Source organism: Kitasatospora sp. NPDC101183 (assembly GCF_044767945.1).
Lineage (GTDB): Bacteria > Actinomycetota > Actinomycetes > Streptomycetales > Streptomycetaceae > Kitasatospora.
Map to the genome: position 1 here is coordinate 66,509 of NZ_JBIWOW010000004.1, position 20,958 is coordinate 87,466.

The 20,958-nt window shown below is 73.8% G+C and carries 17 protein-coding genes; 11 read left to right on the forward strand and 6 right to left on the reverse strand.

Annotation, left to right across the window (positions count from 1 at the left end; all coding sequences use genetic code 11):
- Positions 1–295 precede the first annotated feature (295 nt).
- Complete coding sequence (locus ACIRRS_RS05985) at positions 296–1,375, forward strand: isopenicillin N synthase family dioxygenase (protein ID WP_402965697.1); 1,080 nt, start codon at positions 296–298, stop codon at positions 1,373–1,375.
- Positions 1,376–1,589: 214 nt separating this feature from the next.
- Positions 1,590–2,381, forward strand: coding sequence for a MerR family transcriptional regulator (locus ACIRRS_RS05990; RefSeq protein WP_402965700.1), 792 nt, complete (start codon positions 1,590–1,592; stop codon positions 2,379–2,381).
- 44 nt (positions 2,382–2,425) lie between these two features.
- Here the strand turns inward: ACIRRS_RS05990 and ACIRRS_RS05995 are convergent, their stop codons facing one another.
- From ACIRRS_RS05995 to ACIRRS_RS06010, 4 genes are read right to left on the reverse strand one after another with little or no spacing between them, the layout of a single operon-like run.
- Entirely contained in the window at positions 2,426–4,612 is a 2,187-nt protein-coding gene (locus tag ACIRRS_RS05995; protein ID WP_402965703.1) for a 3-hydroxyacyl-CoA dehydrogenase NAD-binding domain-containing protein, read from the reverse strand.
- 30 nt (positions 4,613–4,642) lie between these two features.
- A complete protein-coding gene (locus ACIRRS_RS06000) occupies positions 4,643–5,857 on the reverse strand; it encodes an acetyl-CoA C-acetyltransferase (protein ID WP_402965706.1) in 1,215 nt (404 codons plus the stop codon).
- Positions 5,858–5,906: 49 nt separating this feature from the next.
- Complete coding sequence (locus tag ACIRRS_RS06005) at positions 5,907–7,049, reverse strand: acyl-CoA dehydrogenase family protein (protein ID WP_402965709.1); 1,143 nt, start codon at positions 7,047–7,049, stop codon at positions 5,907–5,909.
- Between the two features lie 2 nt (positions 7,050–7,051).
- A complete protein-coding gene (locus ACIRRS_RS06010) occupies positions 7,052–8,221 on the reverse strand; it encodes a CaiB/BaiF CoA transferase family protein (RefSeq protein WP_402965712.1) in 1,170 nt (389 codons plus the stop codon).
- 199 nt (positions 8,222–8,420) lie between these two features.
- On the opposite strand from ACIRRS_RS06010, the gene ACIRRS_RS06015 reads away from it, so the two are divergent.
- The 5 genes from ACIRRS_RS06015 to ACIRRS_RS06035 all read left to right on the forward strand — a co-directional run bounded on the left by ACIRRS_RS06015 (position 8,421) and on the right by ACIRRS_RS06035 (position 13,700).
- On the forward strand, positions 8,421–8,957 hold the full coding sequence (locus tag ACIRRS_RS06015) for a GNAT family N-acetyltransferase (protein ID WP_402965715.1): 537 nt from the start codon (positions 8,421–8,423) through the stop codon (positions 8,955–8,957).
- A 93-nt stretch (positions 8,958–9,050) separates the two neighbouring features.
- Positions 9,051–10,043: a hypothetical protein gene (locus tag ACIRRS_RS06020; RefSeq protein ID WP_402965718.1), complete on the forward strand. Its 993-nt coding sequence runs from the start codon at positions 9,051–9,053 to the stop codon at positions 10,041–10,043.
- Between the two features lie 2 nt (positions 10,044–10,045).
- Complete coding sequence (locus ACIRRS_RS06025; RefSeq protein WP_402966370.1) at positions 10,046–11,308, forward strand: sensor histidine kinase; 1,263 nt, start codon at positions 10,046–10,048, stop codon at positions 11,306–11,308.
- The gene (locus tag ACIRRS_RS06030; RefSeq protein WP_402965721.1) at positions 11,305–11,991 is read left to right on the forward strand and encodes a response regulator; all 687 of its coding nucleotides are present in this window, start codon (positions 11,305–11,307) and stop codon (positions 11,989–11,991) included. The genes ACIRRS_RS06025 and ACIRRS_RS06030 overlap by 4 nt, the downstream gene beginning before the upstream one ends.
- Positions 11,992–12,257: 266 nt before the next feature.
- Complete coding sequence (locus ACIRRS_RS06035; RefSeq protein ID WP_402965724.1) at positions 12,258–13,700, forward strand: S41 family peptidase; 1,443 nt, start codon at positions 12,258–12,260, stop codon at positions 13,698–13,700.
- Between the two features lie 18 nt (positions 13,701–13,718).
- On the opposite strand, the gene ACIRRS_RS06040 is transcribed toward ACIRRS_RS06035, so the two are convergent.
- Positions 13,719–15,326 (reverse strand): ABC-F family ATP-binding cassette domain-containing protein, encoded by a 1,608-nt coding sequence (locus ACIRRS_RS06040; RefSeq protein ID WP_402965727.1) that lies wholly within the window; start codon positions 15,324–15,326, stop codon positions 13,719–13,721.
- A gap of 481 nt (positions 15,327–15,807) precedes the next feature.
- On the opposite strand from ACIRRS_RS06040, the gene ACIRRS_RS06045 reads away from it, so the two are divergent.
- The 4 genes from ACIRRS_RS06045 to ACIRRS_RS06060 all read left to right on the forward strand — a co-directional run bounded on the left by ACIRRS_RS06045 (position 15,808) and on the right by ACIRRS_RS06060 (position 20,213).
- On the forward strand, positions 15,808–16,989 hold the full coding sequence (locus ACIRRS_RS06045) for a trypsin-like serine peptidase (protein ID WP_402965730.1): 1,182 nt from the start codon (positions 15,808–15,810) through the stop codon (positions 16,987–16,989).
- Positions 16,990–17,094: 105 nt separating this feature from the next.
- Positions 17,095–18,732, forward strand: coding sequence for an ABC-F family ATP-binding cassette domain-containing protein (locus ACIRRS_RS06050; RefSeq protein WP_402965733.1), 1,638 nt, complete (start codon positions 17,095–17,097; stop codon positions 18,730–18,732).
- Between the two features lie 118 nt (positions 18,733–18,850).
- Positions 18,851–19,528 carry a nitroreductase family protein gene (locus tag ACIRRS_RS06055; protein WP_402965736.1) on the forward strand — a complete coding sequence of 226 codons (678 nt, stop codon included), beginning with the start codon at positions 18,851–18,853 and terminating at the stop codon, positions 19,526–19,528.
- A 76-nt stretch (positions 19,529–19,604) separates the two neighbouring features.
- Entirely contained in the window at positions 19,605–20,213 is a 609-nt protein-coding gene (locus ACIRRS_RS06060; protein WP_402965739.1) for a GNAT family N-acetyltransferase, read from the forward strand.
- Between the two features lie 80 nt (positions 20,214–20,293).
- Here the strand turns inward: ACIRRS_RS06060 and ACIRRS_RS06065 are convergent, their stop codons facing one another.
- The gene (locus tag ACIRRS_RS06065; protein ID WP_402965742.1) at positions 20,294–20,926 is read right to left on the reverse strand and encodes a GDSL-type esterase/lipase family protein; all 633 of its coding nucleotides are present in this window, start codon (positions 20,924–20,926) and stop codon (positions 20,294–20,296) included.
- Between the last annotated feature and the right edge of the window lie 32 nt (positions 20,927–20,958).

A 20,958-nucleotide genomic window follows, 5' to 3' on the forward strand; every position in this document is an offset into this window, starting at 1 on the left:
AGGACAACCGACAGGAGAGGAGTGGCCCATCGCTGCAGGGGGCTCGCCCGCGCCGGAAACGGTCATTTAGGCTGGTGAGGTGCTCATCCTTGTTCGACGCCGCCACGTGGACCTGCTCCGCGTGACGAGCATGTCCTGTCGACGCTCCAGCTGAACCTCGCGCCACCCACCCTCACGGCGGCTCCGGCCGCCACCACCACCCGGCTCCCGGGGCGCCCTCCGCACCAGGCGGGTCCTCCGGTCACCCTCGGTCGATCACCGGGCCGAGCCGGGACGAGACCAGCGGATGTCACCAATGACGCAGCAGCACACGCCCGTACCCGAAAACGGCTCCGGCACCCCCGCCGCCCCCGCCTCACCGGGCCGGCTCGACGCCCTCCCGGTGATCGACCTCTCCCTCGCCGAGGGAGGCCCCGAGGAGCATCGCCGACTGCACGACGAGCTGCGCGCCGCGGCGACCGGCGTCGGCTTCTTCCAGCTCGTCGGCCACGGCGTCACGCCGGAGGAGACGGCAGCGCTCACCGACGCGATGCGCGCCTTCTTCGCCCTCCCCGAGGCCGACCGGCTCACGGTGAGCAACCTCAACTCCCCCCACTACCGGGGCTACACCCGCACCGGCGACGAGCGCACCGGCGGCAGCCAGGACTGGCGCGACCAGCTGGACATCGGCGCCGAGCTGCCCGCGCACGTGCCCGGCGAGGGCGAGCCCCCGTACTGGTGGCTGGAGGGGCCCAACCAGTGGCCCGAGGCGCTGCCCGAGCTGCGCGGCGCCGCGCTGGGCTGGATCGACCGGCTGGGTGCGGTCGCCCGCAGGCTGCTGCACGAGCTGCTCGCCGCGATCGGCGCCAGCCCCGACTTCTACGACGAGGCCTTCGCCGGCCACCCCCACCTGCGGCTCAAGCTGGTCCGGTACCCGGGCACCGCCCCGGACGGCGCGGGGCAGGGCGTCGGCGCCCACAAGGACTACGGCTTCATCACACTGCTGCTCCAGGACACCGTGGGCGGCCTCCAGGTGGAGCTGCCGGACGGCGGCTTCCTGGAGGTCCCGCCGATGCCGGGCGCCTTCGTGGTCAACCTCGGCGAGCTGCTCGAAGTGGCCACGGACGGTTACCTCAAGGCCACCAATCACCGCGTGGTGAGCCCGGTCGGCGCCCGCGAGCGCTTCTCCGTCCCGTTCTTCTACAACCCCCGCCTCGACGCCCACGTGGCGCCGCTCGACTTCCCCCACGCCCACCACGCCCCCGGCGCCACCGAGGACCCGGACAACCCGCTGTTCGCCGACTTCGGCCTCAACGAGTGGAAGGGCTACACCCGCGCCCACCCCGAGGTCACCCGCCGCCACCACCCCACCCTCACCGGCCCCGCCTCCCGCTGAACCGAGTCCGGGCCGAGCCCGGGCCGAGTCCGGGCCGAGCCCGCCGACCCGGGCCCACACCGACCCGGGCCCGCACCGAACCGACTCGCCGGTCACAGCGCGCCACCGGCCCCGGTGGACCGGCCCGGCAGGCGCTGTCACACTTCTGCTGTCACAGCAGCGGTGTGACAGCGCCCGGAAGCAGGGCGCACGGGCGGCGGACGGGGACGGCACCATGGGCGGCGAGGCGCGGCTGACGGTGGACGAGTTGGCGGCGCGGGCCGGGATGACGGTGCGCACGGTGCGGTTCTACGGGACGAAGGGCCTGCTGCCGCCGCCGGAGCTGGGCCCGCGCCGGGTGGGGCTGTACGGGGCCGCCCACCTGGACCGGCTGGAGCTGATCGAGGAGTTGCAGCGCCAGGGGCTCACCCTTGCCGCGATAGAGCGCTACCTCGCCCGCCTGCCGCAGGACAGCTCCCCCCTCGACCTGGCGATACACCGCGCGCTGGTGGCCTCCTGGACCCCCGGCGCCGCCGAGGAGCTGGGCCGCGCCCAGCTGGAGCGCCGGGCCGGGCGCGGGCTGTCGGAGGAGCAGGTCGACCGGTTGGTGGCGATGGGCGCGCTGGAGCGCACCGAGGACCCGGAGCTGTTCCGGGCGGACCCGGGCCTGCTCCCGCTGGGCGTGCGCATCCTGGACGTCCCGATCCCGCTGGAGACCCTCCTCGCCGCCCGCGCCGTCGTCCTGGAGCACAGCCGGGCGACGGCCCGCGAGCTGCAGCGGCTGTTCCGCGAGACGGTCTGGAAGCCGTACCGGGAGAGCGCGCCGGACGCCGAGGACCTGGCCCGGATGAAGGCGCTCACCGACCACATCCAGCCGATGGTGGCCCAGGCCCTGGTCACCGCCTTCCAGCGGTTCCTGCGCGAGGAGTTGGGCGAGGAACTCCGAGGGCAGCTCAGCGGGCAGCTCAAGAGCGCGCCGGGTGGGGCCGTCCCCGAGGAGACGGCCCCACCCGGCGCGCTTCGATGAACCGTCAGCCCCGGTCCGTGAACGTCCGCCCCGGTCCGTGAACCTCAGCCCCGGTCCGTGAACGTCCGCCCCTCCGCCGCGATCCGCTCCAGCAGCGCGGGCGGCGCGAACCGCTCCCCGTACGCCGCCGCCAACTCCCGTGCGCGGGCCGCGAAGCCGGCCGGGCCGCCCTCGTAGCCGTTGATGTACTGGAACACCCCGCCCGTCCAGGCCGGGAAGCCGATGCCGAGGATCGAGCCCACGTTGGCGTCGGCGACGGAGGTCAGCACGCCCTCCTCCAGGCAGCGCACCGAGTCCAGCGCCTCGCTGAAGAGCATCCGCTCCTTGAGGTCCTCGAAGGGAACCTCGGAGGGAACCTCGACGGACCCGCCGAAGTGCTCCAGCAGCCCCGGCCAGAGCCGCCCGCGCCGCCCGTCCTCGCCGTACTCGTAGAAGCCCGCACCGCCGCTGCGCCCGGGCCGGCCGAACTCGTCGACCATCCGGTCGACCACCGCGTCCGCCGGGTGCGGCGTCCAGGCGCCGCCCACGGCCTCGACCGAGCGCCGGTACTCGTCGCGGATCTTGCGCGGCAGCGTGAGGGTCAGCTCGTCCATCAGCGAGAGCACCTTCGCCGGGTACCCGGCCTGCGCCGCGGCCTGCTCGATCGAGGCGGGGTGGACGCCCTCGCCGACCATGGCGACGCCCTCGTTGAGGAACTGCCCGATGACCCGCGAGGTGAAGAAGCCGCGCGAGTCGTTGACCACGATCGGCGTCCGGTCGATCTGCCGGACGAGGTCGAAGGCGCGGGCGAGCGCCTCCTCCCCGGTCTCGGGGCCCCGGATGATCTCGACGAGGCGCATCTTGTCGACGGGCGAGAAGAAGTGCAGGCCGATGAAGTCCGCCCGCCGCTCGACGCCTTCGGCGAGCTGGCCGATCGGCAGGGTGGAGGTGTTGGAGCAGAGCAGCGCGTCGGGGGCGACGACGCCCTCGATCTCCTGGAACACCTTGTGCTTGAGCTCGGTGTTCTCGAAGACGGCCTCGATCACCGCGTCGCAGCCGGCCAGGTCGGCGGCCTCGGCGGTGGGGGTGATCAGCGCGAGCAGGGCGTCGCGCTTCGCCTCCGTCGAGCGTCCGCGCGCGATCGCCTTGTTCAGCAGGCCCTCGCTGTACGCCTTTCCGCGCTCGGCGGCCTCGATGCTGACGTCCTTGAGGACGACCTCGATGCCCGCCTTGGCGCAGGTGTGGGCGATGCCCGCGCCCATCATTCCGGCGCCGAGCACCGCGACCCTGCGCACGAGCCGCTTCTCGACCTCCTTCGGGCGCCCGGCCCCGGAGTTGACGGCCTGCATGTCGAAGAACAGCGCCTGGATCATGTTCTTGCTGGTCTGCCCGCAGGCCAGCTCGGTGAAGTAGCGGGCCTCGACCACCATCGCGGTGTCCACGTCGACCTGGGAGCCCTCGACGGCGGCCGCGAGGATGTTGCGCGGGGCGGGGTAGGGCGCGCCGTTCAGCTGCTTGCGCAGGTTGGCGGGGAAGGCGGGCAGGTTGGCGGCGAAGGCGGGGGTGGCCGGGGTGCCGCCGGGGATCTTGTGGCCCTTGACGTCCCAGGGCTGGACGGCCTCCGGGTTGGCCTCGATCCAGGCCTTCGCCCGGGCCGTCAACTCCTCCGGGGAGTCGACGAGTTCGTGCACCAGCCCGTGCTCCAGCGCCTGCTCGGGGCGGTACTGGCGGCCCTGGAGCAGGAACGTCAGCAGCGCGTCGGTGATGCCGAACAGCCGCACCGTGCGGACGACCCCGCCGCCGCCCGGCAGCAGACCGAGGGTGACCTCGGGGAAGCCGAAGCGGGCGGCCGGGTTGGTCAGCGCGATCCGGTGGTGGCAGGCGAGGGCGAGTTCGAGCCCGCCGCCGAGCGCGCTGCCGCCCATCGCGGCGACGACCGGCCGGCCGAGGGTCTCCAGCCGGCGCAGCGAGCGCTTGATCCGCATGGACTTCTCGAAGACGCCCGCGGCGTCGTCGGGGCGGGCGGCGGAGAGCAGCTTGAGGTCTCCCCCGGCGAAGAAGGTCTTCTTGCCGGAGGTGACGACCACGCCGCGCAGCGCGTCCCCGAGGCCGGCGAGCCGGTCGACGGCGGCCTCGAAGTCGGCGGTGAAGGCCTCGTTCATGGTGTTGACGGACTGGGTGGGGTCGTCGAGGACGAGGGTGACGACGCCGTCCTGGCCCTGCTCCCAGCGGATGGTGGTGGTGTCGCTCATCTCAGGTGGCTCCAGGTCTGGGAGGGAGGGTCAGACGCGCTCGACGACGGTGGCGATGCCCATGCCGCCGCCCACGCAGAGGGTGATCAGGCCGTAGCGCAGGTCGCGCCGCTCCAGCTCGTCGACCACGGTGCCGAGCAGCATCGCGCCGGTGGCGCCGAGCGGGTGGCCGAGCGCGATGGCGCCGCCGTTGACGTTCACCTGGTCGTGGCGGAAGCCCATCTCCCGGACGAAGCGCAGCGCGACGGCCGCGAAGGCCTCGTTGATCTCGACCAGGTCGATGTCGGCGGCGGTGAGCCCGGCCTTGGCGAGGGCCTTGCGGGTGGCCGGGGCGGGGCCGGTGAGCATGATGGTCGGCTCGGAGCCGGAGACGGCGGCGGAGACGATCCGGGCGCGCGGGCGCAGCCCGTACCGCTCGCCGACCTCGCGGTTGCCGATGGCGACGAGGGCGGCGCCGTCCACGATGCCGGAGGAGTTGCCGGCGTGGTGGACGTGGTCGACGGCCTCGACCCAGTGGTACTTCTGCAGGGCGACGGCGTCGAAGCCGCCGGCCTCGCCGATGGCGGCGAAGGAGGGCTTGAGGCCGGCGAGGGTCTCGACGGTGGTGCCGGGGCGGATGAACTCGTCGCGCTCCAGGACGACCAGGCCGTTGCGGTCGAGCACCGGGACGACGGAGCGGTCGAACAGGCCGTCGGCCTGGGCCTTGGCGGCGCGGGCCTGGGACTCGGCGGCGAAGGCGTCCACGTCGGTGCGGGAGAAGCCCTCGATGGTGGCGATGAGGTCGGCGCCGATGCCCTGCGGGGCGAAGTTGGTCTCGTAGGCCGTCATCGGGTCGGCGAACCAGGCGCCGCCGTCGGAGGCCATCTTGACCCGGGACATCGACTCGACGCCGCCCGCGAGGACGAGGTCCTCCCAGCCCGAGCGGACCTTGGCGGCGGCCAGGTTGACGGCCTCCAGGCCGGAGGCGCAGAAGCGGTTCTCCTGGACGCCGGCGACGGTGTCGGGCAGTCCGGCGGCGACGGCGGCGATCCGGGCGATGTCGGAGCCCTGGTCGCCGACGGGGCTGACGACGCCGAGGACGATGTCGTCGATCGCGGCCGGGTCCAGGCCGGGGAAGCGGCGGCGCAGTTCGTGGATGAGGCCGACGACGAGGTCGATCGGCTTGGTGCCGTGCAGCGAGCCGGTGGCCTTGCCCCGGCCGCGCGGGGTGCGGATCGCGTCGTAGACGTACGCTTCGGTGGTCACGGTGAAACGCCTTTCGGGGCAGGGGGGTTGGCGATGCCGGCCCGGAGGGTCAGCCGAGGATCGAGCGGCCGACGATCTCCTTCATGATCTCGGTGGTGCCGCCGTAGATGGTCTGGATGCGGCCGTCGACGAACGCCCTGGCGACCGGGAACTCGTTCATGTAGCCGTAGCCGCCGTGCAGTTGGAGGCAGCGGTCGGCGGTGCGCTTCTGGAGTTCGGTGGCCCACCACTTGGCCATCGAGGCGTCGGCCGGGGTGAGGGCGTAGCGGTTGTGCTCGGTAATGCAGCGGTCCACGAAGGCGCGGGTGACGGCGCACTCGGTGGCCAGTTCGGCGATCTCGAAGCGCACGTGCTGGAGCCTGGCGAGCGGGCGGCCGAAGGCCTCGCGCTGCTTGACGTACTCGGTGGTGATCTCGACGAGGTACTCGGCGCCGGCGATCGCGGCGGCGGCGATGGTGAGCCGCTCCTGGGCGAGGTTCTGCATCAGGTGGACGAAGCCGCCGTTGAGCTCGCCGAGCAGGTTCTCCTTGGGGACCTTGACGTCCTGGAAGAACAACTCGGCGGTGTCCTGGGCCTTCTGGCCGATCTTGTCGAGGTTGCGGCCGCGCTCGAAGCCGGGGGTGCCGCGCTCGACGACGAGCAGGCTCAGCCCGTGCGCGCCGCCCTCGGGGGTGGTGCGGGCGACGACGATCACGAGGTCGGCGAGGATGCCGTTGGAGATGAAGGTCTTGGCGCCGCTGAGCAGGAAGTGGTCGCCGTGGTCGACGGCCTGGGTGCGGATGCCCTGGAGGTCGGAGCCGGTGCCGGGTTCGGTCATCGCGATCGCGGTGATCAGCTCGCCGCTGCAGAAGCCGGGCAGCCAGCGGCGCTTCTGCTCCTCGGTGGCGAGGGAGGTCAGGTACGGGCCGATGATGTCGTTGTGCAGGCCGATCGCGAGGCCGGAGGCGCCGGCCCGGGCGAACTCCTCGGCCAGCACGGCGGCGTGGCGGAAGTCCGGGGTGCCTCCGCCGCCGTACTCCTCGGGGACGGCGAGGCCGAGCAGGCCCTGGCGGCCGGCCGCGAGCCAGGCGGAGCGGTCGACGATGCCGTCCTTCTCCCACCGGTCGTAGTGCGGCAGCACCTCCTTGGCGAGGAAGGCCTTCACGGTGGCCCGGAAGTCCTCGTGCTGCTCGGTGAAGATGTCCCGCTGCAACGCTACTCTCCTTGGTCCGCAGCCGAGTCGATGGATGCCACGCCCCAGTCGCGGGCCACCTCGGCGGTGTCCGCGCCCGGGCGGGCGGGGGGCCGGCGCAGCGCGCCGGGGGTGGCGGAGAAGCGCGGGGCGGGGGCGGGCTGGGTGATGCCGCCCGCCTCGACGTAGGTGCCGCGCACCAGGAGGTGTTCGTCCAGGGAGGCTTGACGCATCGTCAGGACGGGTTCCACGCAGGCGTCGCTTCCGGCGAAGACGGCCTCCCACTCGGCCCGGGTGCGGGTGGCGAAGCGCGTGGCGATGCGGGCGCGCAGTTCGGGCCAGCGGGCGAGGTCGTACTGCCCGGGCGCGTCCGGGCCGAGGCCGAGCAGGCGGGCGAACTCGGCGTAGAAGCGCGGTTCCAGCGCGCCCACGGCCAGGTGCCCGCCGTCCGAGGCCGGGTAGACGGCGTAGAACGGGGCGCCGCCGTCCAGCAGGTTGACGCCCCGGCGGTCCTGCCAGCGACCGGCGGCGAGCAGGCCCCACAGCATGCTGCCCAGGTGCGCGGCGCCGTCCACGATGGCGGCGTCCACGACCTGGCCGGTGCCGGTGGCGCGGGCGTGGTGGAGCCCGGCGAGCAGGCCGACGACCAGGTAGAGCGAGCCGCCCGCGTAGTCGCCGAGCAGGTTGGCGGGGATGCCGGGCGCCTCGGCCGCTCCCCCGGGGCCGGCGACCAGGCCGAGGACGCCGGCCACGGCCGCGTACCCGAGGTCGTGCCCGGCGGTGGCGGCCCTCGGGCCGTCCTGGCCCCAGCCGGTCATCCGCCCGTAGACCAGCGCGGGGTTGCGCGCCAGGCAGGCCTCGGGGCCGACGCCGAGGCGCTCGGCGACGCCGGGGCGGTAGCCCTCGATCAGGAGGTCGGCGCGCTCGACGAGGTCCAGCACCCGGCCGGGGCCGTCGGCCGCCTTGAGGTCGATCAGCACCGAGCGCTTGTTGCGGTTGGTCAGGTCGTACGCCGGGTCCGTCCCCAGCGGCGAGGGCTCGGGCCGGTCGATCCGCACCACGTCGGCGCCGAGGTCGCCGAGCAGCATCGCCGCGAACGGCCCGGGGCCGATCCCGGCGAGTTCCACCACCCGCACCCCGGCCAGCGGCCCGGTCGCGCGGGCCCGTTCCGGTGTTGCGCTCGTGTCGTGCACTGGCTGCCGAACCCTTCCGACGGGGTGTGACAGTACAGCTGTCACACTCGCGATGATAGGGAAGCGACCGGCCGGTAACAAGCCCTCCGGCCAGCCCCGTTCGGCTCGCCGCCGCTCCCCGGCGAATGGAGCGGCACCCGGAGTCGGTAATGCTCTATACTGCCCTGAGACTATTACGCAGGGATCAGGGGGAACCTCCGTGACCACCATCGGGCAAGGGCAGCGCACCGTCGTCACCGTCTCCGAGCGGCTGGTGCTCAGCCGGCCCCGGGAGGACGACCTGGAGGCGGTGTTCGCCATCCACGGGGACCCGGAGACCAACCGGTACAACCCCTTCGGGCCCCACCGCGACCGGCGGCAGAGCCGGGAGATGCTGGACGGCTTCGTCGAGGACTGGGAGCGCGACGGCGTCGGCTACTGCGCCGTCGCCACCCGCGAGGACCCCGGCACGATCATCGGATTCACCGGGCTCTTCCTCCACACCCTCTTCGAGGAGCGGGTCTTCAACCTCTACTACCGCTACCGCCCCACCGCCTGGGGCCTCGGCTACGCGGCCGAGGCCGCCCGGGCCTCGATGGCCGAGGCCCTGCCCCGGTTCCCCGGCGTGCCGGTGACGGCCCTGATCCACGAGGACAACCTGCCCTCCCGCCGCCTCGCCGAACGCCTCGGCCTGCGGCCCGACCCGCAGGGCCGCACCGACCCCCAGGAGGGGCGGCTCGTCCACCGCCTGGGCTGATGACGCCGCCGGGCCGAAGATCCCCCGGCCGGGGGAGCCGGTTCGCACCCGGGGCCGAGGCCGCGCCCCGGCCCCGCCCGCCAGCATCGGAGCATGAGGATCGACGAACGCTCCGTACGGGCCGGCGCGGCCTGGACCGCCGTCGCCGCGACCCTGCCGTACCTGACGCTCAAACTGCTCTGGCTGGCCGGGTTCGCGGTGGGGGTGGACGACGCCGCGCAACTGGACAAGCTCTGGATTCCGAACCTGCTCAGCTTCGGGATGGACGCGGTCGCCTTCGCCCTGGCCCTCGCCTTCGTCCGCCCCTGGGGCTGGAAGGTCCCGGCCGGCCTGGTGGCCTTCCCGATGTGGGTGGCCACCGGGCTGCTCGGGACGATCCTGATCGGCCTGCCCGTCTCCCTCGCCTTCGACCTGGTGCTCGGCCCGGAGACCGCCCCGCAGACGCCCTCCGGCGTGGCCGGGTTCAGCGACTGGGTGATGCCCCTGGTGTACGGCGGGTTCAGCGTCCAGGGCCTCGCCCTGATCACCGCCTTCCTGCTGTACGCCCGGCGGCGCTGGGCCGGGCTGCTGAGCGAGCGGATCGGCGACCTGCCGGACTCCCCCACCCTCACCGTGCAGCGCAGCCTCGCCTGCGTGGCCGCGCTGGTCGCCGCGGGCGTCGCCACGGCCCACGTCTACTGGGCGGCGGGCGGCACCGCCGGGCTCCCGCCCTCGCTCGCCGACCACGGCACCCGCGGCCCGCGGACGCTGGAGGCGGTCATGGCGATGATGGCCGTGGCGGCACCGGTCGGCCTGCTGGTCCTCGTCTTCCGCCTGCGGCCGGGGCGCCGACTGCTGTGGCCGATGCTGGCGGCCTGGACCGGCGCCGCGGCGCTGCTCGGCTGGGGCGCCTGGCAGACGATCATGTACGGCACCACCGGGACCACCGTGCGGGACCTCCACCACGCCGTGCCCGGGCTGCTGCCGCTGGTGCAGTGCGCGCAGGTCGCCACCGGGCTGCTCGTCCTGGCGGCCGGCGCCGTCGCCCTCACCGAGAGAGGCGCACTCGCCCGGTGGGACGCGGTCGCCGTAGAGTCTGCGAGGTGATCATGGGGGCTGGCGGCCGGTCAGGTCGCGTGGCGGGGGCGCTGTTCGGGCGCGGGGCCCGCCTGCGGTGGGTGCACCTGGTGCTGGGCGGCGCGCTGCTCATGCCGTTCTGGATGCTCTCGGTGACCTTCCTCGGGGTGCTCAGGCCGGGCCGGGATCCCGAGGACCAGTTCCTCCTGCTGATCGCCTCGCTCTTCACCTCCCTGCCGATGGCCGCCGTCACCGCGCTCGTCCCGGTCGTCCGGGGCCTGGAGGGCTCGGCGGCGCGGGCGCTGTGCACGACGGAGCGGCCCGAGGAGCTCGCCACCGGCCCCTCCCGCTCCTGGGGCGCCCGGTGGCGCACCGCCGCCTGGTTCGTCCTGCACGTCTTCTTCGGCGGCATCGTCTCGGGGCTGACGCTCGGCGGGTTCCCCTTCGCGGTGGCGCTGATGATCAGCGTGGGCGACATCGCGAACATCTCCCGGTACTGGACGGACCACCTCCCCGGCTGGATGCAGATCGGCCCCCTCCTCGGCCTGGCCGTCCTGCTGCTGCTCGCGAGCGTCAGCGCCGGCTGCGGCGCGCTCCTGGCCCGCGCGGCCGCCGTCCTGCTCGGCCCGACCCCCGAGGAGCGGGTCGCCGCCGCCGAGCGCCGGACCACCGTGCTCGCCCAGCGCAACCGGCTCGCCCGCGAGCTGCACGACTCCGTCGGGCACGCGCTCAGCGCCGTCGGCATCCAGGCCTCGGCCGCCGCCCGCGTGCTGCGCACCGACCCGGACTTCGCCGCCGAGGCGCTCCAGGCCATCGAGGAGACGGCCCGGGCCGCCGTCGCCGAACTCGACACCGTGCTCGGCCTGTTGCGCGAGGACGGCCCCGAGGACGCCGGCCCCGCCGGGCCCACCCTCGCCGAACTGGACGACCTGCTGCGCCAACTCGCCCGCACCGGCGTCACGGTGGACTCCGAACTCGCCCCCGGCCTGGCCTCCCTGCCCGCCGAGGTCTCACGCGAGGCGTACCGGATCGTGCAGGAGGGGCTCACCAACGTGCTGCGGCACGCCGGCCCCGCCCCCGCCGGGCTGCGCATCGGCCTCGCCGGGGAGCGGCTGGAGATCGAACTGACCAACCCGCTGGGCCCGTCCCGCCCGAGCCGCCCCGGCGGCGGGCGCGGACTGCGCGGGATCGGGGAACGCGCCACCGCCCTGCGCGGCGGGAGCACGGCAGGGCCCGACGAGGACGGAACAACATGGCGGCTGGCCGTCTGGCTGCCGGTGGGAGGGATGGCATGACCGAGGTGGACGAAACGATCCGTGTGGTGATCGCCGACGACGAGCGGCTGGTCCGGATGGGCCTGCGGGTGGTGATCGACGCCGAACCGGACCTCACCGTCGTCGGCGAGGCCGCCGACGGCGCCGAGGTCGTGCCGCTGGTGCGCGAACTGCGCCCGGACGTCGTGCTGATGGACGTCCGGATGCCCGGCATCGACGGCATCCGGGCCACAGAGCAGTTGATCACCGGCATGGAGGAGCCGCCGCGCATCCTGGTCGTCACCACCTTCGAGCACGACGACCACGTGTACGACGCGCTGCGCGCCGGCGCCTCCGGCTTCCTGCTCAAGCGGGCCCGCGCGGAGGAGATGGTCCAGGCGGTGCGGCTGGTCGCGCGCGGCGACTCGCTTCTGTTCCCCTCCGCCGTACGGGACCTGGCGCTGCGGCACGGCGCCCCGCAGGACGGGCGCGGCAGCGCCGGGGCCCCGGCCCGGGGGCCGCTCGGACGGCTGACCGACCGGGAACAGCAGGTGCTGCGGCTGATGGCCGCCGGGCTCAACAACGGGGAGATCGCCCGGGAGTTGGTGGTCAGCCAGGAGACGGTGAAGACGCACGTCGGCAGCGTGCTCGCCAAGCTGGGCGCGCGGGACCGCACCCAGGCGGTGATCGCCGCGTACGAGTCCGGGTTCGTGCTGCCCGGGTGACGCGGTCCTTCACCCGCCGACAGGAACGCCCCGGGCCCCTCACCCGCGCGGGCACATGGCCAGAACTCCCCTTACGCCCAGGGTAGTTCACGACAGCCGGTCAATACCTCCGGAGGCGGTTTCGCCCGGGCGCCCGCATGGGCCCACGGGATGGCACACGGGCCACGCCTCGGATGACGCCCGGCCGGCGCCCGCGGGCCTAGCGTCGCAAGGGCGGCGGCGGAGGGGTTCCGCGGGGGAGGCCGGACAACGGCGAAAGGCCGGAGATGACGCACGGAAGCATCAGCAGGGCGGTGGCCACGGCGGTCGCGACAGCAGCCCTGGCGACGACGGTCGCCGCGGTGGCCCCGGGGGTGGCCACGGCCCAGGCGGGGAAAGGCCGTTCGCTGGAAGGGGTCTGGCGGATGGACGGCTACGGCACGGTGGTCACCATCGCCGGAGGGAAGCTGACCACCTACGACGAGACCACCCACAGCTGTGTGCCGGGAGGGATCACCATCACGCAGGCGGGTCCGCCCGGGCCGGACGGCACCGTCCGCTTCATGCTCGGCCACACCGGGCTGAGCCTCACCCCGAAGGGCCGCGACCAGGCGATCGAGCGGGAGGACGGCGGGATCGACAGCAAGACGCTGAACCGGATCGACGCCCTGCCGGCGCTGTGCACCCTCCCGGCGCCCAACGACCCGCTCTCCGTCTTCGACCGGTTCTGGGAGGACTTCGAGGAGAACTACCCCTTCTTCGCCGCCAAGGGCATCGACTGGCACGCCGTCCGGGACGAGCAGCGGCAGAAGATCACCCCGACCACGACCACCGACCGGCTGCAGGAGATCCTCATCGACACGCTCCGGCCGCTGGGCGACGGGCACACCGCCCTGGCCCGGTTCGTCAACGGCGCGCCGAAGGAGGTCTTCGGCGGGGAGCGGCCCGACACCCTGCCGCGCACCAAGGAGCTGATCGACCGGGCCGGCAAGGCCGTCGCCGCCCAGCTCACCGGCCCCGAGCAGGTCTTCGCCGGCGGGAAGCTCGGGGTGGGCCGGCTCCCGGACGGCGTCGGCTACCTGCGGGTGAGCGGCTTCAGCCGCTACACCGACGGCGACTACGCGAGCCAGGCCGCCGAGCTCGACCGGGCGCTCGACGCCCTGCTCGCCGACCCGGACGCGCTCTCCGGCCTGGTGATCGACATCCGGCTGAACAGCGGGGGCTCGGACGGGCTCGGGCTGCAGATCGCCTCCCGGCTCACCGACTGCCCGTACCTCGCCTACCGGAAGGTGGCGCGCAACGACCCGGCCGACCCGACGAAGTTCACCCGGCCGCAGCCGATCACCGTGCGGCCCTCCGCCGGGGAGCACGGGGAGCACGGGAAGCACGGGGAGCACTTCACCGGGCCGGTCACGCTGCTGACCTCCTCGATCTCGGCCAGCGCGGCCGAGACCTTCACCCAGGCGCTGATGGGCCGCTCCCCGCACGTGACCCGGATCGGCGACAACACCCAGGGCGTCTTCTCCGACGTGCTGCGCAAGATGCTCTCGCCGGACTTCGCCGTCCTCCTGCCCAACGAGAAGTACCTCACCCGCGAGGGCACCACCTTCGACGGCCCCGGCATCGCGCCGGACGTCCGCACCCCGGTGTTCAGCACCGAGGAGCTGGCCGCGCTCAAGGACTCCGCCCTGAGCACGGCCCGCCGGATCCTCGCCGAGGACGAGCGGTAGGGAGCTTTCGAAAGGCCCCTACATCGGCTCCACCGCCCGCAGTTCGCCGTCCAGCTCCAGCCAGCGCGTCAGGCCCAGGCCGCGCAGGAACGGCACATCGTGGCTGGCCACGATCAGCGCGCCCTCGTAGGCGGCGAGCGCCTGGGTGAGCTGGCGGACGCTGGCGAGGTCGAGGTTGTTGGTCGGCTCGTCGAGCAGCAGCAGCTGCGGCGGCGGGTCGGCCAGCAGCAGCGCCGCCAGCGTGGCCCGGAAGCGCTCGCCGCCGGAGAGCGTGCCGGCCGACTGGTCGGCCCGCGCCCCGCGGAACAGGAAGCGGGCGAGCCGGGCACGGATCGCGTTGTCCCCGGCGGCGGGGGCGAACAGCTTGACGTTCTCGACCACGCTCAGCTTGTCGTCCAGCAGGTCGAGCCGCTGCGGCAGGTGCCGGAACGGCACCGCCGTGGTGACCATGCCCTCCACCGGGGCGAGTTCGCCCGCGATGGTGCGCAGCAGCGTGGTCTTGCCCGCGCCGTTGCCGCCGACCAGGGCGATCCGCTCGGGCCCGCGCAGGTCCAGCTCGGCGGCGGCGCCGTTCGGCAGCCGGACCTTCTGCAGGGCGAGCACCGTACGGCCGGCCGGGACGGCGGTGCGCGGCAGGTCGATCCGGATCTCGGCGTCGTCGCGCACGGCCTCCTCGGCGGTGGCCAGGCGCTGCCTGGCCTCCTCCAGCCGCTCGGTGTGCATGCCCTGGAGACGGCCGGCCGTCTCCTGACCCTTGCGCTTGAGCATCCCGGCGAAGATGTGCGGGTCGTTGCGGGTGACGGAGCGCTTCTTGCCGTAGCTGGCGCTGCGGTCCAGGCGGGTACGGGCCTCGACCAAGTCCCGTTTCTGGCGCTGGACATCGGCCTCGGCGTTGCGCAGCAGCCGCTCGGCCGTCTCCTGCTGGGCGGCGACGGTGCGCTCGTAGTCGCCGAAGTTGCCGCCGTACCACGTCACTTCGCCGTCCCTCAGGTCGGCGATCTGGTCGACGTGCTCCAGCAGCTCGCGGTCGTGGCTGACGAGCAGCAGGACGCCGTTCCAGCCGGCCACCGTCTCGTAGAGCCGCTCGCGGGCCGCCCGGTCGAGGTTGTTGGTCGGCTCGTCCAGCAGCAGGACGTCCGGGCGGCGCAGCAGCAGGGCGGCCAGGCGCAGCAGGACGGCCTCCCCGCCGGAGAGTTCGCCGGTGGTGCGGTCGAGGCCGAGGCGGCGCAGGCCGAGCTTGTCCAGGGTCGCGCGGGCGCGCTCCTCGACGTCCCAGTCGTCGCCGATCGCGTCGAAGTGGCGCTGGTCGGTGTCGCCGGACTCGATGGCGTGCAGGGCCTCGCGGGCGGCGCGGACGCCGAGCGCCTCGTCCACCCGCAGGGCGGTGTCCAGCGTCAACCCCTGGGGCAGGTAGCCGAGTTCGCCCGCGACGCGGATGGCTCCGCGGCTGGGTGCGAGGTCTCCGGCGATCAGCCGCAGCAGGGTGGACTTCCCGGCGCCGTTGAGCCCGATCAGGCCGGTGCGGCCCGGGCCGACGGCGAGGTTGAAGCCGTCGAACACGGGCTTGCCGTCCGGCCACTCGAAGGCGAGGTCGGTGCAGAGGACGGCGGTGGTGGGTTGTGCCATGGTGGGCTCCCGGGTGGTTGCTGTGGGGTGAGGTGAGCAACACGGGAGACACCGCGGGTGTGGGGGACCGTACGGCCTACGCGACAGGGCGGGGGCGCGCCGTGACAGGGCGCTCCGGGGGCCGGGACTGAGGTCGCACACCTCGCGCACCGCGCGGCAACGGGGGCCTGCGCGGCGGGGCGGTGTCTCGGGACCTCAGTAGAGCAACGGCCTTCTCCTTGTCTGGCTGACGACTCCCGCAACGCTAGGCGGCGCGGTGGTCGGCCGCAACTGAATTACCCGCCGGGGCCGGCCGAGGCGCGCAACGGGGGCCGGGTGCCGATCCCGTGCCGATCCGGTGACAGCCGCGTACCGGTCCGGGCCCGCGGCGATCACCCGTCCGGCCGCATGGCAGACTCCACACCTGTTATGCGCCGTCGGCCCGGCGCCCGCTCCCGCGGACCGGACCGAACGGCGGTAGTCAACAGGGGGATTTGAACTCATGTCACCGATTACCCGGTCGAGCCGCGCCGTCCTGGGTGCCTCCGTCGCCGCGCTGACGGTCCTGGCCGCGACCGCCTGCGGTCCGGACAACAGCGACCCGGCCATCGCCCAGACCACCGCACCGACCGTGGCGGGCACCAAGCCGGGCGCGGCGCCGTTCAAGCTGCCGACCGTCGAAGAGCTGAAGACCTGGAAGTTCGACGACTGGGACAAGTGGGCGCAGTCGAACGTCATCACCCCGGCCGTCAAGGGCTACTGGAACCTGCAGAAGCTGCTCAACGCCAAGCCGAAGCCGCTGCCCCAGCCGGCCGACCCGACGCAGCCGCCCGCGCAGCCGACCTCGGCCCCGGCCCAGCCCACCGCCACGCAGCCCCCGGCCGGCGGCCCGGACCAGATGCCCGCCGCCGTCCCGGCGAAGCCCGCGGCGCACCCGTACGCGAAGAACCTGCACGTCAACGGCAAGATCTTCTTCAAGGACGGCAACGAGGACTACGTCTGCTCCGGCACCGTCGTCTCCGACCCGGCCAACCCCGGCAAGAGCAACCTGGTGTGGACCGCCAGCCACTGCCTGCACGGCGGCAAGAACGGCAAGTACTACACCAACATCACCTTCGCCCCGGCGTACAACAGCACCGGGCTGCTGAGCGGCGGCAAGCAGGGCGACGAGGCCGCCGCCGAGCCGTACGGCGAGTGGGGCGCCACCTCCGGCATGGTCTCCCCGCAGTGGGCGGGCGAGGCGGACCCGGAGAAGGGCGGCCCGTGGAGCCAGTACGACTTCGGCATCGTCAAGGTCGCCAACCCGGCCGGCAACGGCAAGTCGCTGGAGGAGACGGTCGGCGGCTCGGTGCCGATCTGGTTCAACGCCCCGCGTGACCAGGTCGCGATCACCAGCTACGGCTTCCCGGCCGGCAAGCCCTTCGACGGCGTCGAGCTGGAGCACTGCGACGGCGGCAAGCCCTCGAAGAAGACCGGCGACGCGTCCCGCCCGCCGATGCTGGTGATCGGCTGCACCATGACCGGCGGCAGCAGCGGCGGCGGCTGGTACGCGACCAAGGACGGCAAGCCGGCCCTGGTCAGCGACACCTCGATCGGCAACAACGCCAACACCTACGAGGCGGGCCCGTACCTGGAGGACGTCGCCGCACACATGTTCGACTACTTCTCGAAGAAGTCGAAGTGACCCGCTGCCGGTGATCCACCGAGGAGCGCGGGGCCGTGGCCGAGCAGGCCGCGGCCCCCGCGCTTTTCCGGTCCCGCCCCCGGTCCTCCTACAATCGGCCCCATCATGAGCGCCACACTCGTAGTCAAGGACCTCAGCGCCGGCCACGGCGAACGCACCCTCTTCTCCGGCCTGGACCTGGTGATCGCCCCCGGCGACGTGATCGGCCTGGTCGGGGTGAACGGCGCCGGGAAGTCCACCCTGCTGCGGCTGCTCGCCGGACTGGACACCCCCGAGGCCGGCTCGCTGCGGCTCAGCCCGCCCGGCGCCAACATCGGCCACCTGCCCCAGGAGCCCGAGCGCCGCGAGGGCGAGTCGGTGCGCGCCTTCCTGGCCCGCCGCACCGGCGTGGCCGCCGCCCAGGCCGAGCTGGACGAGGCCACCGAGGGCCTGGTCGAGGGCCGCCCGGGCGCCGACGACGCGTACGCCGCCGGCCTGGACCGCTGGCTGGACCTCGGCGGCGCCGACCTGGAGGAGCGCGCCGAGGAGGTCGCCGACTCCCTCGGCCTCACGGTCTCCCTCGACCTGCCGATGACGGCCCTGTCCGGCGGCCAGGCCGCCCGCGCTGGCCTCGCCTCGCTGCTGCTCTCCCGCTACGACGTCTTCCTCCTCGACGAGCCCACCAACGACCTCGACCTGGACGGCCTGGAGCGCCTGGAGGCCTTCGTCAAGGGCCTGCGCACCGGCACCGTGGTGATCAGCCACGACCGCGAGTTCCTGGCCCGCACCGTCACCAAGGTGCTGGAGCTGGACCTCCACCAGAACCGGATCAACCTGTACGGCGGCGGCTACGAGGCGTACCTGGAGGAGCGCGCCGTGGCCCGCCGGCACGCCCGTGAGGCGTACGAGGACTACGCGGACACCAGGTCCGGGCTGGAGGCCCGGGCCCAGATGCAGCGCAACTGGATGGAGAACGGCGTCCGCAACGCCCGCCGCAAGAACGGCGACAACGACAAGAACGCCAAGGCCAAGCGCACCGAGTCCACGGAGAAGCAGGCCGCCAAGGCCCGCCAGACCCAGCGGATGATCGAGCGCCTCGACGTGGTGGAGGAGCCCCGCAAGGAGTGGGAGCTGCGGATGGAGATCGCCGCCGCCCCGCGCTCCGGCTCGGTGGTCGCCACCCTGCGCGGGGCCGTCGCCCGGCGCGGCGACTTCGCCTTCGGCCCGGTGGACCTCCAGGTCGACTGGGCGGACCGGGTCGCCATCACCGGCGCCAACGGCGCGGGCAAGTCCACCCTGCTGGCCGCCCTGCTCGGGCGCCTCGAGCTCGACGGCGGCAGCGCCGTACTGGGCTCGGGCGTGGTGATCGGGGAGGTGGACCAGGCACGCGGCCTCTTCTTGGGCGAGGAGAAGCTGATCGAGGCCTTCGCCGCCGCCGTCCCGGAGCTCAACCCGGAGGAGGTGCGCACCCTTCTGGCCAAGTTCGGCCTCAAGGCGGTGCACGTGATGCGCCCCGCCGACACCCTCTCCCCCGGCGAGCGCACCCGGGCCGCGCTGGCGCTGCTCCAGGCCCGCGGGGTCAACCTGCTGGTGCTGGACGAGCCCACCAACCACCTGGACCTGGCCGCCATCGAGCAGCTGGAGTCGGCGCTCGGCTCGTACACCGGCACCCTGCTGCTGGTCACCCACGACCGGCGGATGCTGGACACCGTCGCGGTGAACCGCCGGATCGAGGTCCGTGACGGGCGGGTGCACGAGCTGTAGGGCGTGTCTTCCGGCTCACGTCGACCGCCCGGCGTGAGCCGAAGGACACGCCCCCAGCCGGCCTCCGATTGGTCTCGACCTCTTCCCGGCGCGGTCGTCATGTGCTGTGCTGTCGGCCATGGTTGACAGCACAGTGGTGGCGGCCGCGTCGTACCCGACCGTCCCGCTCACCCCGATGACGGTGCCGGCCCACGAGGCCGAGGCCCGGAGCAAGGCGTTCCACGACGTGATGGCACAGCGCCGGACCGTCCGCGACTACGACACCCGCCCGATCCCCGAGGGGGTGATCGAGTGGGCGGTGCGCACGGCGAGCACCGCGCCCAGCGGCGCGCACGTCCAGCCCTGGCGGTTCGTGGTGATCACCGACCCCGGGCGCAAGCGGCTGCTGCGCGAGGCGGCCGAGGCCGAGGAGCGGGAGTTCTACGGGCACCGGGCCTCCGAGGAGTGGCTGACGGCGCTGGCGCCGATCGGCACCGACTGGCACAAGCCGTTCCTGGAGGACGCGCCGGCGGTGATCGTGGTGTTCGAGGTCCACAAGGGGCCGGGCTCGCCGCGGCCGTACTACACCAAGGAGTCGGTGGGGATCGCCGTCGGCCTGCTGCTGTCCTCGCTGCACCAGGCGGGGCTGGCGACGCTGACGCACACGCCCAGTCCGATGCGCTTCCTCAACGAGGTGTGCGAGCGCCCCTCGGAGGAGCGCGCCGCGTACGTGATCCCGGTCGGGTACCCGGCGGAGGGGGCGCGGGTGCCGGATCTGCGGCGCAAGGATCTCGACGAGGTGATGGTGCGGCTCTGAGCGCCCCTGCCGCGCGCCCCCGTGACCGGGCGAAAACGGATGGTGACAGGTTCGGGCCAAGGACATAATCCGGGTCATGACCCACCCTCAGTCACCCTCCTGCGCCTCGGGCCCGGCGGCGCCCCCGCCACCCGTCACCGCCGGGCGGCCGCCCGAACTGCTGCGGCTGTCCGGCGGACTGCGGCTGTGCCGCCGCCGCCCCGGCCACGCCCCGGCGCTGAACCGGGCGCTCGTCGCCAACCTGGACCACCTGCGGCCGTGGATGCCCTGGGCCTCGGAGGCCCCGACCATGGCCCGGACGGTCGAGCTGACCCGGGCGGGTACGGCCGCCTGGGAGGCCGGGACGGACTTCCTGTACCTGGCCGGGCTGGCGGAGGAGCCCGGGTCGGTGGTCGGCGCGGCCGGGCTGCACGGGCGGATCGGGCCGGGGGCGCTGGAGATCGGCTACTGGGTCTCCGAGCGACACGTCGGGCGCGGCATCGCCACGGCGGCGGCCGGGGCGCTGACCGAGGCGGCGCTGGCGCTGCCCGGGATCGCCCGGGTGGAGATCCGCTGCGACGAGGCGAACGCGGCCAGCGCCGCCGTGCCCCGCAAGCTCGGCTACCGGCTGGACCGGGTGTCCGAGGCGGCCGTCCAGACCCCGGGGCAGACCGGGCGGCAGCTGGTGTGGGTCCTTGAGCGCTGACCGCCCCCTCCCCCACTGACCGCCCCCGCTGACCGGGCGTCCGCGAACTCCCGCCGGGCAGCGGGGGGTTCGCGGACGCCCTAGACCGTTTCCCGCCCGATCCAGTCCGCGAAGCCCCCGGCCAGCACCAGCTCCGCCAGGCGCGCGTAGCCGCCCGCGCCCGGGTGCGCGCCGTCGGAGGCCTCGGCCTCGGCCGTCCAGAGCGCGTCCCGGGCGAGCGCGGCGGTGACGTCCACGAACGGGACGCCGTACGAGGCGCAGAGCGCGGCCATCGCCGGGGCGAGCGCGGTCAGCCGCTCCAGGTGCTCCGCTCCCCCGCACACCACCGGCGGCGGGCCGACCACCAGGGCGGCCGTGCCGCGCTCGCGGGCGCCGTCGAGCACGGCCGCCAGGTTGGCCAGGGTGTCCTCGTGGGCGACGCGCGGGGCGCCGCCCTCCGTGATCGCGTCGTTGGCGCCGACCGAGAGCACCAGCCGGTGATCGGCGCCGTGCAGGGAGCGGGCCTCGACCTCGACCCAGCACCGTCGGCGCACCCGTTCCGAGGTGTCGCGGCGCACCCCCAGGTTGAAGGCGGTGGCGTGCGGCGCGGCGGCCGCGAGGACCCGGCCGACCCAGCCGCGGAACTCCGGGTCCCCGAGGCCCTGGACGAAGGAGTCGCCGAGGAAGCAGATGCGCGGGCCGTCGAACGGAGCCGCGTACGTTCGTATGGTCATCGGGCAACCGTAGGCGTCCGGCGGGGCGCACG